Source organism: Aeromonas sp. R6-2 (assembly GCF_040908155.1).
Lineage (GTDB): Bacteria > Pseudomonadota > Gammaproteobacteria > Enterobacterales > Aeromonadaceae > Aeromonas > Aeromonas schubertii.
On the sequence record NZ_JBFODE010000035.1, the window covers coordinates 1 to 16,687 of the forward strand.

Annotated in this window: 22 protein-coding genes; 14 read left to right on the forward strand and 8 right to left on the reverse strand. The window is 60.3% G+C overall.

What is annotated here, in order from left to right:
* Positions 1-13 precede the first annotated feature (13 nt).
* From AB5Y48_RS08315 to dolP, 3 genes are read left to right on the forward strand one after another with little or no spacing between them, the layout of a single operon-like run.
* Positions 14-412 carry a YraN family protein gene (locus tag AB5Y48_RS08315; RefSeq protein WP_368164187.1) on the forward strand — a complete coding sequence of 133 codons (399 nt, stop codon included), beginning with the start codon at positions 14-16 and terminating at the stop codon, positions 410-412.
* A gap of 9 nt (positions 413-421) precedes the next feature.
* A complete protein-coding gene (locus AB5Y48_RS08320; RefSeq protein ID WP_050666573.1) occupies positions 422-1,012 on the forward strand; it encodes an SIS domain-containing protein in 591 nt (196 codons plus the stop codon).
* Between the two features lie 4 nt (positions 1,013-1,016).
* Positions 1,017-1,595, forward strand: coding sequence for a division/outer membrane stress-associated lipid-binding lipoprotein (dolP, locus tag AB5Y48_RS08325; protein WP_050666572.1), 579 nt, complete (start codon positions 1,017-1,019; stop codon positions 1,593-1,595).
* A 49-nt stretch (positions 1,596-1,644) separates the two neighbouring features.
* On the opposite strand, the gene AB5Y48_RS08330 is transcribed toward dolP, so the two are convergent.
* The 8 genes from AB5Y48_RS08330 to zapE form a co-directional block, all read right to left on the reverse strand.
* Positions 1,645-2,070, reverse strand: a complete 426-nt coding sequence (locus AB5Y48_RS08330; RefSeq protein WP_193556649.1) for a ClpXP protease specificity-enhancing factor — start codon at positions 2,068-2,070, stop codon at positions 1,645-1,647.
* Positions 2,067-2,696, reverse strand: coding sequence for a stringent starvation protein SspA (gene sspA / locus AB5Y48_RS08335; RefSeq protein WP_005349678.1), 630 nt, complete (start codon positions 2,694-2,696; stop codon positions 2,067-2,069). Before sspA ends, AB5Y48_RS08330 begins: the two co-directional genes overlap by 4 nt.
* An 85-nt stretch (positions 2,697-2,781) precedes the next feature.
* Entirely contained in the window at positions 2,782-3,519 is a 738-nt protein-coding gene (locus AB5Y48_RS08340; protein ID WP_050666570.1) for a cytochrome c1, read from the reverse strand.
* Positions 3,516-4,733, reverse strand: a complete 1,218-nt coding sequence (locus AB5Y48_RS08345) for a cytochrome bc complex cytochrome b subunit (RefSeq protein ID WP_050666569.1) — start codon at positions 4,731-4,733, stop codon at positions 3,516-3,518. The genes AB5Y48_RS08340 and AB5Y48_RS08345 overlap by 4 nt, the downstream gene beginning before the upstream one ends.
* A gap of 2 nt (positions 4,734-4,735) precedes the next feature.
* Entirely contained in the window at positions 4,736-5,326 is a 591-nt protein-coding gene (gene petA / locus AB5Y48_RS08350; protein WP_050666568.1) for a ubiquinol-cytochrome c reductase iron-sulfur subunit, read from the reverse strand.
* A gap of 296 nt (positions 5,327-5,622) precedes the next feature.
* Positions 5,623-6,015, reverse strand: a complete 393-nt coding sequence (gene rpsI / locus AB5Y48_RS08355; RefSeq protein WP_050666567.1) for a 30S ribosomal protein S9 — start codon at positions 6,013-6,015, stop codon at positions 5,623-5,625.
* Positions 6,016-6,030: 15 nt separating this feature from the next.
* Positions 6,031-6,459: a 50S ribosomal protein L13 gene (gene rplM, locus AB5Y48_RS08360; protein ID WP_050666566.1), complete on the reverse strand. Its 429-nt coding sequence runs from the start codon at positions 6,457-6,459 to the stop codon at positions 6,031-6,033.
* A gap of 268 nt (positions 6,460-6,727) precedes the next feature.
* Positions 6,728-7,819 (reverse strand): cell division protein ZapE, encoded by a 1,092-nt coding sequence (gene zapE / locus AB5Y48_RS08365; RefSeq protein ID WP_368164189.1) that lies wholly within the window; start codon positions 7,817-7,819, stop codon positions 6,728-6,730.
* Between the two features lie 139 nt (positions 7,820-7,958).
* On the opposite strand from zapE, the gene AB5Y48_RS08370 reads away from it, so the two are divergent.
* The 11 genes from AB5Y48_RS08370 (at position 7,959) to AB5Y48_RS08420 (ending at position 16,671) form a co-directional block, all read left to right on the forward strand.
* Positions 7,959-8,336 carry a YhcB family protein gene (locus AB5Y48_RS08370; RefSeq protein ID WP_050666564.1) on the forward strand — a complete coding sequence of 126 codons (378 nt, stop codon included), beginning with the start codon at positions 7,959-7,961 and terminating at the stop codon, positions 8,334-8,336.
* 75 nt (positions 8,337-8,411) lie between these two features.
* On the forward strand, positions 8,412-9,791 hold the full coding sequence (locus AB5Y48_RS08375) for a Do family serine endopeptidase (protein ID WP_368164190.1): 1,380 nt from the start codon (positions 8,412-8,414) through the stop codon (positions 9,789-9,791).
* 103 nt (positions 9,792-9,894) lie between these two features.
* Entirely contained in the window at positions 9,895-10,983 is a 1,089-nt protein-coding gene (gene degS, locus AB5Y48_RS08380; protein WP_050666562.1) for an outer membrane-stress sensor serine endopeptidase DegS, read from the forward strand.
* A 236-nt stretch (positions 10,984-11,219) separates the two neighbouring features.
* On the forward strand, positions 11,220-11,549 hold the full coding sequence (locus AB5Y48_RS08385; protein WP_224160295.1) for a transcriptional regulator: 330 nt from the start codon (positions 11,220-11,222) through the stop codon (positions 11,547-11,549).
* Entirely contained in the window at positions 11,550-11,915 is a 366-nt protein-coding gene (locus AB5Y48_RS08390; protein WP_050666560.1) for a glycine-rich SFCGS family protein, read from the forward strand.
* Complete coding sequence (locus AB5Y48_RS08395) at positions 11,915-12,211, forward strand: DUF4312 family protein (RefSeq protein WP_050666559.1); 297 nt, start codon at positions 11,915-11,917, stop codon at positions 12,209-12,211. Before AB5Y48_RS08390 ends, AB5Y48_RS08395 begins: the two co-directional genes overlap by 1 nt.
* A gap of 26 nt (positions 12,212-12,237) precedes the next feature.
* On the forward strand, positions 12,238-13,014 hold the full coding sequence (locus AB5Y48_RS08400) for a DUF4311 domain-containing protein (RefSeq protein ID WP_050666558.1): 777 nt from the start codon (positions 12,238-12,240) through the stop codon (positions 13,012-13,014).
* Positions 13,015-13,024: 10 nt separating this feature from the next.
* Positions 13,025-13,675, forward strand: a complete 651-nt coding sequence (locus AB5Y48_RS08405; RefSeq protein WP_050666557.1) for a DUF4310 family protein — start codon at positions 13,025-13,027, stop codon at positions 13,673-13,675.
* Between the two features lie 10 nt (positions 13,676-13,685).
* Positions 13,686-14,825 carry an amidohydrolase/deacetylase family metallohydrolase gene (locus AB5Y48_RS08410; RefSeq protein WP_368164193.1) on the forward strand — a complete coding sequence of 380 codons (1,140 nt, stop codon included), beginning with the start codon at positions 13,686-13,688 and terminating at the stop codon, positions 14,823-14,825.
* Complete coding sequence (locus tag AB5Y48_RS08415) at positions 14,809-15,927, forward strand: DgaE family pyridoxal phosphate-dependent ammonia lyase (RefSeq protein ID WP_050666555.1); 1,119 nt, start codon at positions 14,809-14,811, stop codon at positions 15,925-15,927. The genes AB5Y48_RS08410 and AB5Y48_RS08415 overlap by 17 nt, the downstream gene beginning before the upstream one ends.
* A 3-nt stretch (positions 15,928-15,930) precedes the next feature.
* Positions 15,931-16,671 (forward strand): KDGP aldolase family protein, encoded by a 741-nt coding sequence (locus AB5Y48_RS08420; RefSeq protein WP_368164194.1) that lies wholly within the window; start codon positions 15,931-15,933, stop codon positions 16,669-16,671.
* The last annotated feature ends 16 nt before the right edge of the window (positions 16,672-16,687 follow it).

Sequence of the window (16,687 nt, forward strand, 5' to 3'; positions counted from 1 at the left end):
CCCCAGGTGACCGATGAAGCGACTCCTCAAGCAGGTGCAGCAGCACCTGCTGAGCCTGCTGCCAACGACGTCTCCGACGCATCCGGGCAGCCGCTTTGAGGTGATGGCCGAGCAGAGGCTGCAGGCCGCAGGGCTGCAGCCTCTTTGGCGCAATTATCGCTGCCGCGGTGGTGAAATAGACCTTATCATGCGCCAGGGACAGACCCTGGTCTTCGTCGAGGTGCGCTATCGCGCCAACCGCAGTCACGGCGGTGCCGCCGAATCCATCACCAAAGCCAAGCAACACAGGGTACAATTGGCCGCGCGCCACTACCTGCAACGGCATGGACTCAATGAAGCGAGCCAGTCCTGCCGCTTCGATGTGGTGCTGTTTGAAGGGGAGACACCGGAGTGGATCCCCAATGCGTTTTAAGAGGAAAAGATGACAGACCGCATCAAAGAGAATTACACCGAGAGCATTCAGACCAAGATTGCGGCAGCCGAGGCGCTCTCAGAGGCCATCCACACCGCGGCCCAGATGATTACCATCTGCCTGCTCAACGGTAACAAGGTGCTGGCCTGCGGTAATGGCCCTTCGGCTGCACTGGCCCAGCTTTTTATCGCCGAGCTGGTCAACCGCTACGAGACAGAGCGCCCCTCCCTGCCGGGCCTGGCACTGACCCCGGACATGGCCACCATCAGCGCCATCGCCACCGACAGCGGGTTTGAAGAGATCTACGCCAAGCAGATCCGGGCGCTGGGGCAACCGGGTGATATCCTGGTGGCCATGACCACCTCCGGACACAGCCGCAACCTCATCAAGGCCGCCGAGGCCGCCCTCTCCCGCGACATGACCATCGTCGTGCTCAGTGGCGGGGACGGTGGGGAGATCGCCGGCCTGCTGGGCCCCAACGATGTGGAGATCCGCGTGCCCTCCACACGGACCCCCCGTATTCTCGAGGTCAATCTGTTGACCCTGCACTGCCTGTGTGATCTCATCGACCAGACTCTTTTCCCGCAACAGGAAGACTAAGACCATGCGCAAGCCAATACTGCTCCTTGCTCTCTTGACCGGCTCTCTGCTGCTGCAAGGGTGTGCCGCCCTCTTCGTCGGGGGCGCCGCGACGACCGCCAAGGTCGCCGGCGACCGACGCACCGTCGGAACCCAATGGGACGATCAGAATATCGAGCTCAAGGCCGCCAACCTGCTGGGTGGCAACAAGGCCCTCTCGGACAACAGCAAGATCAGCGTTTACAGCAACAACGGTCGTGCCATTCTGATCGGCCAGACACCGACTGAAGCCTACAAGGCCGAAGCCGGTCGTATCGTCAGCCGCATCGAAGGGGTTCGTCACGTCTACAACGAGCTGCGTATTGGCAAGCCTGTCAGCCTCTCAACCCGCAGCAATGACAGCTGGATCACCTCCAAGGTGCGCGCCGACATGCTGGCCGCCAAAAATTTCGACAGTGGCAAGGTAAAGGTGGTGACCGAGAATAGCGAAGTCTTCCTGATTGGCCTGGTGACACGCCAGGAGGGAGAACAGGCGGTCAACATCGCTCGCCATGTCAGTGGCGTCAAGCAGGTGATCAAGGCCTTCGAATACACCCAACAGTGACTATCGGCCTACAAAAAACGCAGCCAATCGGCTGCGTTTTTTTACGTCATCACTTGACCACTTTGAGGGTTGGACGACCACTCGGGCGCGGTGGCTCAGGGTCCGGCTGCTCCGGCTCCCCGGCTGACTCGAGCCAGGCCTCGTAGGCCGGCTCGGGCGGGAACAGGGTACCGACCCCGTTCTCACGGGCATGAATGGCAACGATAGCCGCCATCGGGATATAAACCTGCTGGGAGACACCACCGAAGCGGGCACTAAAGCTCACCGCCTCGTTATCCATCTGGAATGCAACCACCGCCCGGGGGGCGATGTTGAGCACAATCTGCCCATCCTGGGCATACTGCAGGGGAACGGCGACGTGGGGCACGTTGACGTTCACCACCAGATGAGGGGTCAGATCGTTGTCGAGCAGCCAATCGAAAAACGCCCGCAGCAGATAGGGGCGGCTGGGCGTCATCTTGATCTCCATGCTCATGCGCCGAGACGGATTTCGCGCTCGACCTCGGTCAGGGAGGCCTGGAAAGATTCACGCTCGAACAGGCGCACCATGTAGGCCTTGAGCTCTTTGGCACCACGACCGGTCAGATCGATACCCAGGCTCGGCAGACGCCACAAGAGCGGAGCCATGTAGCAATCCACCAGACCGAACTCCTCACTCATGAAATAAGGCATCTCGGTAAAGATGGGGGCAATGGCCAGCAGGTTGTCGCGCAGCTCGTTGCGGGAAGCCTCCACATCCACACCTGCCATGATCTTGTCGGCCAGGGTGTACCAGTCCAGCTCGATGCGATGCATCATCAGACGGCTGTTACCACGGGCCACCGGATAAACCGGCATCAGGGGCGGGTGGGGAAAACGCTCGTCCAGGTATTCCATGATGATGCGAGAGGTGTACAGCGCCAGCTCGCGATCCACCAGCGTCGGTACAGAGTTGTACGGGTTCAGCTCGGCCAGCTCTTCCGGCAGGTGATCCATATCAACCTGGCAAATATCTACGGTGACACCCTTCTCGGCCAATACGATACGCACCTGATGGCTGAACATATCGTTGGCACCGGAAAACAGCGTCATCACAGAACGCTTATTGGCAGCTACAGCCATTGACCCCTCCAGTCATTTAAAAGCAGAAACGGCAATGAAGCGACGGGCCTCATTGCCGTACACAATTTTACCCTTTTCTGGTCGCTTAGTGAACGTCGCGCCAGTATTCCTTCTTCAACAGCACGGTAAAGATGAAGAAGATGACGATGAAGCCAAGCACCCAGAAGCCCATGCGTTCACGCTCGAGCTGGACCGGCTCACCCGAATAGACCAGGAAGTTTACCAGATCGAGCACGGTCTGGTCATATTCTTCGTTGCTCAGCTCGCCATTCCCGTCGGAGACCACGCTGTGGGGCACCTTCACCTCTTCACCGTTGATCACCTCGGTGGAGTAGTGAAGACGCGGAGTGCCCTGCAGGGGCTCCAGCACATGGGGCATCCCGACAGAGGGGAAGACCAGGTTGTTCACCCCGAACGGACGGGTCGGATCCACGTAGAAGGAGCGCAGATAGGTATAAATCCAGTCTGCTCCGCGCACCCGGGCCACCAGGGTCAGATCCGGCGGTGCGGCACCGAACCACTTGGCGGCATCCTTCTCGGAGACCGAACTCTTCATCAGATCGCCTATCTTGGCGCCGTTGAAGATGAGGTTCTCCCTCATGATATCTTCCGGAATGCCGAGATCCTCGGCCACCCGGTTGTAGCGCTGGTACTGGGTGCTGTGGCAGCCAGAGCAGTAGTTCATGAAGGTGGTGGCACCCCGTTGCAGGGAGGCCTTGTCGGTCAGGTCATAGTGAGCTTTGTCGAGCTTGATATTCTCCCCCCCTGCGGCCAGGGCCAGAGTCGGAAGCAGGGCGAGCACGGCAATAATCATCTTTTTCATTTGGATGTCACCCTTTCCGGCAGCGGCTTGGTACGTTCATTCTTGCTATAGAAGAACAGCAGGACGAAGAAACCGAAGTAACCCAGCGTACAGATCTGTGCGATCAGTGTCAGGGTCGGGGTCGACGGCAGCACCCCGAGAATCCCGAGGATGATAAAGCAGACCACGAACTGGGCGATGTTCAGCTTGTGCAAGGCACTGCGATAGCGCACCGAACGCACCTTGCAGCGATCCAGCCAGGGCAACAGGAACAGCACCACGATGGAGAGGCCCATCATGATGACACCGAGCAGTTTGTCCGGCACCGCACGCAAGATGGCGTAGAAGGGGGTGAAGTACCACACGGGAGCGATGTGTGCCGGGGTCTTCAGGCCATTGGCCACTTCAAAGTTCGGCTTCTCGAGGAAGTAACCCCACATGTCCGGCTTGAAGAAGATGATGGCGCAGAAGAAGAAGAGGAAGCCGGCCACACCGATCATGTCTTTCACGGTGAAATAGGGGTGGAATGCCACCGCATCCAGCGGCCAGCCCTTCTCATCCTTGTGCTTCTTGATGTCGATACCGTCCGGGTTGTTGGACCCCACCTCGTGCAACGCCAGGATGTGCATGGCAACCAGCATCACCAGCACCAGCGGCAACGCGATGACATGCAGGGCGAAGAAGCGGTTCAGAGTGGCACCGGAGATGACGTAGTCACCACGGATCCAGAGGGTCAGATCGTCACCGATGACGGGAATCGCCCCAAACAGGGAGATGATCACCTGGGCCCCCCAGAAGGACATCTGACCCCAGGGCAGCAGGTAGCCCATGAAGGCCTCGGCCATCAGTACCAGGAAGATCAGCATGCCGAAGATCCACAGCAGCTCACGGGGCTTCTGGTAGGAGCCGTAGATGAGGCCGCGGAACATGTGCAGATAGACCACCACGAAGAAGGCGGAAGCGCCGGTAGAGTGCATGTAACGCAGCAGCCAACCGTACTCCACGTCGCGCATGATGTACTCGACAGAGGCGAAGGCACCCTCAGCAGAGGGGTTATAGTTCATGGTCAGCCAGATACCTGTGATGATCTGGTTGACCAGCACCAGCATGGCCAGAGAACCGAAGAAGTACCAGAAGTTCAGGTTCTTGGGTGCCGGATATTTGGCCATGTGATCGTTGTACATGGCAGTGAGCGGAAAGCGATCGTCGATCCACCCCATCAACTTGGCAAACATGATCAAGCCTCCTTGCCGTCGGCACCCACCAAAATGGTGGTGTCATTGAGGAACTGGTAGGGCGGGATGACCAGGTTCAGCGGTGCGGGCACCCCCTGGAAGACACGACCGGCCATGTCGAACTTGGAGCCGTGGCAGGGGCAGAAGAAGCCCGAGGTGACTCCCTCTACCTGCTCGCCAAAGCTGTCGGGCAGATAGGTCGGAGAACAACCCAGGTGAGTACAGAGCCCCACGGCAACGAAGATCTCGGGCTTGATGGAGCGATAGCCATTCTGGGCGTAATCGGGCTGCTGCGGCTCCTCGGAACCCGGGTCCCTCAGCTTGCCATCGTGCTCCGGCAAGGCGTCGAGGGTCGCCTTGGTACGGTTCACCACCCATACCGGCTTGCCACGCCACTCCACCCGGATCAGCTGACCCGGTTCCAGTTTGCTGATGTCCACTTCCACCGGTGCGCCGGCGGCCTTGGCCTTGGCACTCGGATTCCATGACTTGATAAAAGGCACTGCGGTAAATGCAGCTCCCACCCCGCCAACCGCAATGGTTGACCAGGTCAGGAATCTGCGGCGACCGGTATCAACTGGCGCATTGCTCATCCAAAAACTCTCCCATGTGGACTCCGCGCATTCTTATAGTTTCCCTGTTCAAGGTTTTCCGGTGACAACAGCGGCGGAAGCAGGAGTTACAATTGTCACAGAAAAATCGAGGAAATTTTAAAGAAAAGATAACAAGTTGACAAGAATGACAAGCAGGGGGCAAAACCGATAACAAAAAGAATTTTTCTCTTTTGTGACGAGGGGTTGGATTTAATTAGTGAAATTTATGCGCATAAAAAAAGCCTGGCTTGCGCCAGGCTTTTTGAAACCCGATAAGGGTTCGCAACTCTCGCGAATTAACGCTTGGAGTACTGCGGACGCTTACGAGCTTTGTGCAGACCGACTTTCTTACGCTCAACCTTACGGGCATCGCGAGTAACAAAGCCAGCTTTACGCAGTTCGGAGCGCAGAGTCTCGTCGTACTGCATCAGAGCACGGGTGATACCGTGACGGATCGCACCGGCTTGACCGGAGATGCCACCACCGGTAACGGTGATGTACAGATCCAGTTTCTCGGTCATCTCAACCAGTTCCAGCGGCTGACGAACGACCATGCGAGCGGTCGGACGGCCGAAGTACTGCTCCAGGGAGCGCTGGTTGATGATGATGTTACCGCTGCCTGCCTTGATGAAAACGCGAGCAGTGGAGCTTTTGCGACGGCCGGTACCGTAGTATTGATTTTCTGCCATGTTGCCAGTTCCCGATTAGATATCCAGTACTTGAGGTTGCTGAGCAGCGTGGTTGTGCTCGGCGCCAGCGTAAACTTTCAGCTTACGGAACATGGCACGGCCCAGCGGGCCCTTCGGCAGCATGCCCTTGACGGCAGCTTCGATGACCATTTCCGGCTTACGCTGAATCAGCTTGTCGAAGCTGATGGACTTGATACCACCCGGGAAACCGGAGTGAGCATGGTACATCTTGTCGGTAGTTTTCTTACCGGTTACACATACCTTCTCAGCGTTGATAACGATGATGTAATCACCGGTGTCAACGTGCGGAGTGTACTCAGCTTTGTGCTTACCACGCAGGCGGGCAGCGATCTCAGTGGCGATACGACCCAGAGTCTTGCCTTCTGCGTCAACAACGTACCAGTCACGTTTTACGGTTTCTGGCTTGGCAACGAAAGTTTTCATTAAGTTAAACCCAATTACCTGTTACAGACCCAATTGCTTATGGGGGCTCACCCACAAACAACAAACGATGGCCTACCTGTACCCCTTCGAATACAAGTAAAACCTGATAGAGTGCCGCCAGGTTGGCAGCTTGTAACGTGGGCCGGGCGATTATAAGTGAAGTTACCCTAAAGATCACTCTCCAATTTCACTGCCCATGAAACCATCGAGTGTCGCCCGGCCCTACCTGCCGCAGATGCCCATCCGACTGGCAGGCGCGGTATTGTGACTAAGGAAGGTGCTCTCTGGCAAGGTATTCGTGCGATTGCATCTCCTGTAGCCGTGAGAGACAGCGGGCAAACTCGAAGTTGAGCGTCCCCTGGCCATAGAGTTCATCCATGGGCACCGCCGCCGAGATGATCAATTTCACATGCCGCTCGTAGAACTCGTCGACCATGGCGATGAAGCGGCGCGCTGCGTCATCGCTACCCGCCCCCATGGGTTGGACATTGGCGAGCAACACCGTCTGGTAGCAACGCGAGATCTCGATGTAATCGGCCTGGGAACGAGGGGTACAGCAGAGCTCGGCAAACTCCATGTAGAGCAGATCATCGTGCGCCCCCAGTGTCGAGAGTCGACGACCAAGCAGCTCCATCTCCCCGTGCTGGGGGGATGACCCGCTGAGCTGCTGAAAGTAATGAACCAGGTTCTCTGCCGCCCTCTCGTCCAGAGGGGAGTGGTAGATCTCCGCCTGCGCCAGGGTCCGCAGCCGATAGTCGGTGCCACCATCGACGTTGATTACACGACAGTGTTGCTCGATAAGAGCGATCGCCGGCAGAAAACGGGCTCGTTGCAGGCCATTACGATAGAGCTCGGCAGGGGGAATATTGGAGGTGGCCACCAGGGTGACGCCTCGACCAAACAGCTCCTGCAGCAGGGTACCGAGCAGCATGGCATCGGTAATGTCGGAGACAAAAAACTCGTCAAAACAGAGTATATCCGCCTCTGCAGCGAGGTTTGCGGCCACCTGCTTGAGTGGATCTGGCACCCCGCCAAGCCCCTTGAGTTCAGCGTGAATGCGATACATGAAGCGGTGAAAATGCATGCGCAGCTTGCGCTCGCCCGGCAAGGCATCGAAAAAAAGATCCATCAACCAGGTCTTGCCTCTGCCGACACCACCCCACATATAGATCCCGGTGACGGGCTCCAGCGACTGAGGCTTTTGCCAGGGACGCCACCACACTTTCTGGCTGGTCGGAGTCGGGCGCTGCTGCAAATCCTGATAGAGTCGCTCCAGCTCGACCACGGCGGCCTGTTGGGCCGGGTCGGCCACGTAACCGGATCGCTGCAGATCCTGCTGATATCGCTGTTGCACTGTCATCCCGATGTCGCGCTTCCAAGTCCCTGAATGTGGTACAAAATGGTACCACGCCCCCAGGTGGCGCTGTATAGTGCCAAGCGGGATAAAACCGGCCGGGATGGTCGTTACCCCTTGTTTGTACTGGTTTTAAGGAGCTTTTATGAGTCTGGTAAGTGCCATTGTTTTCGCCGTTGTTGCCCTCGTGTTGGGCGTAGTGCTGGGGCGACTCAGCGTACGCAGTCGTGATGCAGGGCGTCTGGAGCAAGAGCTTAAAAAGGCCCATAAGGAGCTGGATAGCTATCAGAGCCAGATCAGCACACACTTCGCCGACAGCGCCGCCCTGATGGAGCAGATGGCCGAGCAGTATCAGGAGCTCTATCGCCACATGGCCCAGCAGAGCCAGTTCCTGGCCAAGCACGGTGAGAGCCCCTTCAAGGTGGTCGAGGAAGCCCCCCAACCCCAAAACGCCGAACCTGACTTCCCGCCTCGCGACTATGCCGGCGCTTCTGGTCTGCTCAAGCAGTCGGGACAGGGCTGATTGAACTAATCGCACCGCCTCGTGGTCTGACCTTGTCGTATAACACTGTTTTTTATCTCGGGAGCATTCTTATCTATGCGTAAATCTCTCTCCTTGCTTAGTGTTGTCGCCCTGAGTGTCGGCATGGCCCTGTCCGCCGCACCGGCTCAGGCCGCACTGCCTTCCCTGTTTGGCAATTCCGACAATGCCACCAACAACAGCGAGATGCCGAGTCTGGCCCCCATGATCGAGCAGGTGACCCCCGCCGTGGTCAACATCTCTGTCTCGGGCAAGAAGATCACCCGGCAGCGTCTGCCCGAACCCTTCCGCTTCTTCTTCGGCCCCGACATGCCGGCAGAGCAGGTGCAGGAGCAGCCCTTCCAGGCGCTGGGCTCCGGCGTCATCATCGATGCCAAGAAGGGTTACGTCATCACCAACGCTCACGTGGTTCACGAGGCGGACGAGATCAAGGTGAGCCTCAAGGATGGTCGTGAGTTCAAGGCCAAGAAGATCGGTGAAGACAAGCAATCCGACATCGCCCTGCTGCAGATCAAGGCCGATAATCTGGTCCAAATCCAGATGGCCGACTCCGACAAGCTGCGGGTTGGTGACTACGCCATCGCCATCGGCAACCCCTTTGGCCTGGGTCAGACCGTCACCTCGGGCATCGTCTCTGCGCTCGGTCGCAGCGGCTTGAACATCGAGAATTTCGAAAACTTTATCCAGACCGACGCCGCCATCAACTCGGGCAACTCGGGTGGCGCCCTTATCAACCTCAAGGGTGAGCTGATCGGCATCAACACCGCCATCCTGGGGCCAAACGGCGGCAACATCGGCATCGGTTTCGCCATCCCCTCCAACATGGTGCGTGACCTGACCGAGCAGATCGTCAAGTTTGGCGAGGTCCGCCGTGGCCAGCTGGGGATCCAGGGCCAGGAGCTCACCTCCGACATCGCCAAGACGTTCGGCTATGACAAGCAGTATGGCGCCTTCGTCAATCAGGTGATGCCGGGCTCGGCCGCCGATAAGGCGGGTATCAAGGCCGGCGACATCATCGTCAGCATCGACGGCAAGGAGATCCGCTCCTTCGGCGAACTGCGCGCCAAGATCGCCACCATGGGGGCCGGCAAACAGGTCAAACTGGGGCTGGTACGTGATGGCAAGCTGCAAGAGACCACGGTGACCCTCAAGCAGGCCGACGACAGCGATGTGCGCGCCGATGTACTGCACCCGGCACTGGATGGCGCCAAGCTCAGCAACGTTACCGAGCCGGTGAACGGTGTCGAGATCAGCGATATCAACCCGCGCTCTCCCGCAGCGGCCACCGGCCTGCAGAAGGGGGACATCATCCTTGGTATCAACCGGGTACGCGTCAACAACCTGAGCGAACTGGCCAAGGTGCTTAAGCAAAAGAGCGATGTGCTGGCTCTCAACATCCAGCGGGGCGAGGCGTCACTCTACCTGGTGATCCGCTAATCCCCTCCTCTCTGTGCAATCGAGCCGCGGGCCTGCCCCGCGGCTTATTTTTATCCATGGATGATGGTATTCTCGGCCGGTGCGCGCTTTGGATAAACACTTCATGAAAACCCCACCTCTTCTCAGCTACCTGGGCAAAGCCGTCGGCTTTGGTCTCGTGATGGCAGCCATACTGCTGCTGCTTTTTCCCAATCTGAGGGGCGGTGAACCCATCTCCATCGGCTCGGGGCGCGATCTGAGCTTCTCCTATGCGGCTCATCGGGCGGGGCCTGCCGTGGTCAACATCTACACACGCAGCTTCAGCCGCGACAGCAACAATCAATCCGAGCTGAGACCCCAGGGACTCGGCTCCGGGGTCATTATGAGCCAGCGCGGCCACATCCTGACCAACTACCATGTGATCGCCGAGGCGGATCAGATCATCGTTGCCCTGCAAGACGGGCGCATCTTCACCGCCGAGTTGGTGGGCTCGGACAAGCTCACCGATCTGGCCGTGCTCTATATCGAAGCCGACAACCTGCCGGTGATCCCGCAAAACCCCGACCATCAGCCTGATGTGGGGGACGTGGTACTGGCTATCGGCAACCCCTACAACGTGGGGCAGACCATCACCCAGGGGATCATCAGTGCCACAGGCCGCATCGGCCTCTCCAGCATGGGGCCCGAGAGTAATGGCCGCCAGGATCTGTTGCAGACCGACGCCGCCATCAACGAGGGCAATTCGGGCGGCGCCCTGGTCAACGCCAGGGGCGATCTGGTCGGCATCAACACCGCCGCCTACCATATCAACGGCAATCAGGAAAGCTATGGCATCAGCTTCGCCATCCCCTACAAGCTGGCCAAACGCATCATGGACGAGCTGATCGCCAACGGCCGAGTGATCCGCGGCTATCTCGGCATCTCCAGCATCGAGATCAATCCCATCATCGCCCGCATGATGAACCTCGGTGACCTGCGTGGACTGGTGGTCGAGAGCATCGACCCCAAAGGACCGGCGGCCAAGGCAGGACTACAGCGTGGCGACGTGCTGCTCAAGATTAACGGAGAGGCCATCAAGGGGATCCGCAGTGCCATGGATCGCATCGTCGAGAGCCGCCCCGGCAGCCAGTTGCAACTGAGCGTGGTGCGCGACGGCAAGACCCTGGAGCTGCCGGTGACCATCGAAGAGGATATGCGCTACCCGCAGCAATAGACGATCCCGATCACAACCCTGACAAGCGCGGGCTCTCGCCCCCCACCCCCTTAAATTTGATGTTCCTCACACACGGCGCCCCTTGGGGGCGCCGTTTTTGTGACCGCCTTCACCCCATCGCCTCTCCTGACAAGGCTTTTCCAGATGTAACTGGAAAAAGAGCCCCTCCCTCTCACCGCGTCCTCTGCATAAGGTGTCTCCATCCTCTTCAGTCGTAATGGAGACAACCCTTGACCATCGATGACCTCGCCCACCAGAGGCAAACCGATCTGCTGCTGGTCCGCGTCTTGAACCTGCTGTCGGAGCATGGAATTCACCCCAACGATGTCCAGCGTCAGATGCTGGCCTCCCACCTCAAGGCCATGGTGTGGCGCTCTCACAGCGGCGAGCCCTTACCCGACGTGGATCTCTCCCTGTTTGAGGAGATCTCGCCTCTCTCGCTGCGGCTCGCCGAGCGGGTCACGGCCTGGCTCGATGGCCTGGCCTACGAGGAGGCACACCTGTTATCCGTCCACTTCGAAGTGGCCAAAGAGAATGAACTGAGCTCAGTAAAAGGAGAGTGCTAAATGTCCGCAATCAAAGTTGTGATAGGCGATCGCCTCGGCAAGGGCCAGAAAGTGGGGGCCGGAGCCGAATCCGCCGGAGCCAGCGTCACCGTCATCCCGGGCATGGCGGCTGACATGAAGCTGGGGGATGTGATGAACAAGGAGCAGGCCCAGCTCGGTATCTCCTTCTGTGGCAGTGGCGGTGCCGGTGCCATCACGGCCCAGACCAAGTATGGCTACCGCTGCCGCTACGGCATGCGCTCGGTCGAAGAGGGCGTCACCGCCATCAACGAAGGGTGCGTGGTACTGGGCTTTGGTTTCATGGACAAGGAGGAGCTGGGCCAGAAGCTGGTCGAGGCCTTCATCAAAAAACACGGGGTCGCCTGATGAAAGTGGTCACCCGGCGTCAGATCCGGGTCAGCGGCAAGGGGAGTTCACGCCAACACGCCTTTGCAGCCGCCCTGGGACAGGTACAGACCACCTTGCTGCGCGAAGGAGAACAGGTGCTCCTGCGCGTCGAGCCGCTGGAGGTCGACGTGGTCGAGGCTCGGGAACGCGTCTGGACCGAGCGTTTTCTGTTCCTGTTTTTGCCAAGGGAGAAACGGGAATACAGCGTCACCCTCGACATCACGGTGAGCATGACCAGCCTGGATACGAGCGCGGTGACCTTCAGCCGAACCTGAGTCGCATCAATAACAAGGAACACAGTATGCTTTCAATCATATTGCTCAAGTCCCTCATCATAGGGGGACTGGTGGGTGTGGGGGTCGGAGCCGGTGCGGCCCGCATGTTCCACGCTCCCACGGTACAGGGAATGGGGGCATTTAGAACCCTGGGCGAGCTGAACTCCTGCGAGGGAGACCCGGCCGCCCACTTCTCCTTCGGCCTCGGCTTCTTCTTCAACGCCTGGGCCTCTACCGTGGCCGCCGGCGCCTTTACCCAGGATGTGGATCACCGCATCCTGCCCAACTGGGGGGCCGCCGCCCTGATGGTGAAGAACCGCGATCTCGCCACCACCCTGCACGATCCCAGAAAGATGGCCATCGCCTGCGGCATCATTGGCGCCATCGTCGTCGCCTTCCTCAACAGCACAGCCGCCGCCGTCCCCGCCGCCCTGCAGGTGACCGCCGTCAAGGTGCTGGTACCGGCCGCCAACTTGCTGGTCAACACCGTCATGCCGGTCATCTTCTGGCTCGCCGCCATCGAAGCGGGGAAGCGCTCCGGCTTCTGGGGCACCATCTTCGGGGGCCTGGCCCAGCTCATCATGGGCAACGCCGTGCCTGGCCTGGTGCTGGGGATCCTCATCGGCAAAGGGGTCGAGGAGAGCGGTTGGAACCATGTTACCCGCGTGATGATGGGGGCCATCGTGCTGCTGTTCGTCCTGAGTGCCTTCTTCCGTGGCTTCGATATGAAGCTCATCGAGTCCTTCCAGCTCGGGGTTCCCGACTGGCTGAACTACATCCACACCACCCTGAGCGGCAAGTAAGGAGCGAGCCATGGACGAGAAATTACGCAATAACTTCTGGTATGCCGACTGGTCCTTCCCCATTCTGGTCGGGCTGCTCTCGGCCGGTGTCTTCGCCGGAACCCATATGTACTACCTCTACGGGGTTGGCGCCTTCAACGAAGTGGCCTTCGTCTCCATGCTAAGAGCCGGTATTGACAGCGGCGTCTACGGGGCAGTCGCCGCCTTCGGCGCCAGCTTCCTGTTCGCCCGCATCATCGAGGGCTCCCTGGTCGGGATCCTCGATATCGGTGGTGCCATCCAGACCGGGGTTGGCCTCGGGGTTCCGGCCCTGCTGCTGGGGGCCGGCATCGTCTATCCGGTGGAGAACTTCTTCGCCTCCCTGATCACCGGCATGGTCGTGGGGCTGGCCATTGGTTACGTGATCATCCTGGCGCGCAAGTTCACCATCAATCAGGGGGACTCCACCTACGGCGCCGATGTCATGATGGGGGCTGGCAACAGCTCGGGACGCTTCCTTGGCCCCCTCATCATCCTCTCGGCCATGAGCGCCTCCATCCCCATCGGTATCGGCTCTCTGCTCGGTGCCCTGCTGTTCTACATCTGGGGCAAACCCATCACGGGCGGCGCCATCCTGGGGGCCATGGCCCTCGGTGCCCTCTTCCCCATCGCCCTGACCTGAGGCCGGCACCATGTACGATCTCATCATTCGCCGGGCTCGCACTGTGGATGGCCAATTGCTGGACATCGCCACCGAGGAGGGGCTCATTGCCGCCCTCGGCACCCTGCCCGAGCGTGCCGAGGCGAGCCACAGCCTCGATCTCGCCGGCAAGGTGCTGCTCAGCGCCGGCTGGATTGACAGCCACACCCACTGCTACCCGGACTCGCCTGTCTATCGCGATGAGCCGGATCGGGTCGGCGTCGCCGGTGGCGTCACCACCGTCATCGATGCCGGCAGCACGGGTGCCGACGACGTGGATGCCTTTGTGGCCCAAGCCTGCCGCTGCCAAACACGGGTGCACGCGCTGCTCAATCTGTCACGCATCGGCTTGCTGCGCCAGAATGAGCTGGCCGACCGGCGCGATCTCGATCTCCCCCTGGCAGAGGCCGCCCTGGCCCGCCATCCCAACTTCCTGGTCGGTCTCAAGGCGCGCATGAGCGCCAGCGTGGTGGGAGAGAACGGACTCTGGCCCCTCGCCCAGGCCAAGGTGTTGCAGGCCCGCCATCCCGGCCTGCCGCTCATGGTGCACGTGGGCAATACGCCCCCCGACCTCGACGAGATCGTGGACCGTCTTGGAGAAGGGGATATTCTGACCCACTGCTACAACGGCAAGCCGAACCGCATCCTGAACCCGGGCGGCGAAGTGCGCGCCGCGGTCACGGCGGCCCTGCACCGTGGCCTGCTGCTGGATGTGGGCCACGGCAGCGCCAGCTTCAGCTTCGAGGTGGCAGAGGCGGCGCTGGCTCAAGGAATGGCCCCACACATCATCAGCTCCGACATCTACTGCAAGAACCGCGAGCAGGGGCCTGTGTTTGCCCTGGCGCACGTCATGTCCAAGTTCCTGCTGCTTGGCCTCTCTCTGGAGCAGGTGATCCAGGCCGTGACCGAGACGCCAGCCCATGCCCTGCGCCTGACCGACCGGGGCCGCCTCAGCGTTGGCCTGGCCGCCGATTTCACGCTCTTCGAGCTGCACGACGAGCCCCATCTCTTTATCGACTGTGAGCAGTCACCGCGCTCCGGGCATCTGCTTATTCGACCTCTGGCGGCCATCGTGGCCGGCCAGCTGACCCTCACCGACCACGGGATTACACATCATGCCTTCCACTCCTGATTCCCTGCACGCCCGCTATGGCCTCAAGGAGGTGATCAATGCCTCCGGCCGCATGACCAAGTTGGGGGTTTCCACCCCGAGCGAGGCGGTGATCGCCGCCATGACCCAGGGGGCCGGCCACTACTTCGAGATGAACGATCTGGTCGAACGCACCGGCGCCCACCTGGCTCACCTCATCGGGGTGGAGGATGCGGTGGTGGTGGCTTGCGCCGCCGCCGGCATCGCCCAGAGTGTGGCTGCCCTCATCGTGCGCGGCGATCTCTATCGCCTCGAGCACCTGCACGCCCACCCCCACGAGGTACCGTGCGAGATAGTGCTGCCCAAGGGGCACAACGTGAACTTTGGCGCACCGGTCGGCACCATGGTCAACCTGGGGGGTGGCAAGGTGGTCGAGGCTGGCTATGCCAACGAGTGTTCCGCCGCCCAGCTGGCCGCCGCCATCACGGAGAACACTGCCGCCATCCTCTACATCAAGTCTCATCACTGTGTGCACAAGAGCATCCTGGGAGTGGCTGAAGCCGCCGCCGTGGCCCAGGCATACCGCATTGCGCTCATCGTCGATGCGGCTGCGGAAGAGGATCTGCGCCTCTATCACGAGCTGGGGGCCGATCTGGTGATCTACAGCGGCGCCAAGGCCATTGAAGGGCCCACCAGTGGCCTGGTCATCGGCAAACGCGACTATATCGCCTGGGTACGCCAGCAATCCGCCGGCATCGGCCGCGCCATGAAGGTGGGCAAGGAGGGGATCCTGGGACTGACCCGAGCCATCGAGGAGTACCTGGCTCGCCATGCCGAAAGCGCAGAGTCAATGGGTGAACGCATGCTGCCACTGGTCGAAGCCATGAACGCCCTGCCCGGCGTCAGCAGCCGTCCTGTGATGGACAGCGCCGGACGCGATATCGCCCGCTGCGAGATCCGCTTCGACGAGCGCTTCCCCCTGAGCGCCAACGACGTCGTCAAACGTCTCGAGCGGGGCAACCCGGCCATCTACTGCCGCGGCTACCGGGCCAACGAGGGGGTGATCGAGATCGATGTGCGCAGCGTATCGGCCACCCAGCTGCTGCAGATCCGTGATGCCATCCACCACCTTTGCCAGGAGTAACCCATGTCTCTTTCCGATCGTTTCTACCGCGGCCGTGTCTGCCTCAACGTGTTGGCCGGCTCCAAACAGAATGCCCGCGATATTTTCACCGCCGCCGAGGGCCATGTGCTGGTCGGGGTCCTCTCCAAAAACTACCCGGACCTCGACAGCGCCGAGGCGGACATGCGCGACTATGCCGGTCTCATCGACAATGCCCTCTCTATTGGTCTCGGTGCCGGTGACCCGCGCCAGTCCGCCATGGTGGCGACCCTGGCCGGGCGCCTCAAGCCACAACACGTCAACCAGGTGTTTACCGGTGTCGGCGCCAGCCGCGCCCTGCTGGGCGATGCCGATAGCCTGGTCAATGGCCTCATCTCCCCCACCGGCACACCGGGCATGGTGAAGATCGCCACCGGCCCACTCAGCGCAGCACAACCGGATGGCGTGGTCTCCATCGATACCGCCATCGCCCTGCTCAAGGACATGGGGGGCAGCTCGGTGAAGTTTTTCCCCATGGGGGGGCTCGCCTGCCGGGAGGAGTATCGGGCGGTGGCCGAAGCCTGTGCCCGCAACGACTTCATGCTGGAGCCCACCGGAGGCATCACTCCCGATAACGTCGGCGCCATCCTCGACATCGCTCTCGAGGCGGGGGTGGGCCGAATCATCCCTCATGTCTACAGCTCCATCATGGATCCTCAGACAGGCCTGACCCGCCCCTCACAGGTCAGCGAGTTGCTGCTGATGGTCAAAGAGCGCCTGGGCTAGACACCCCGACTTGCCC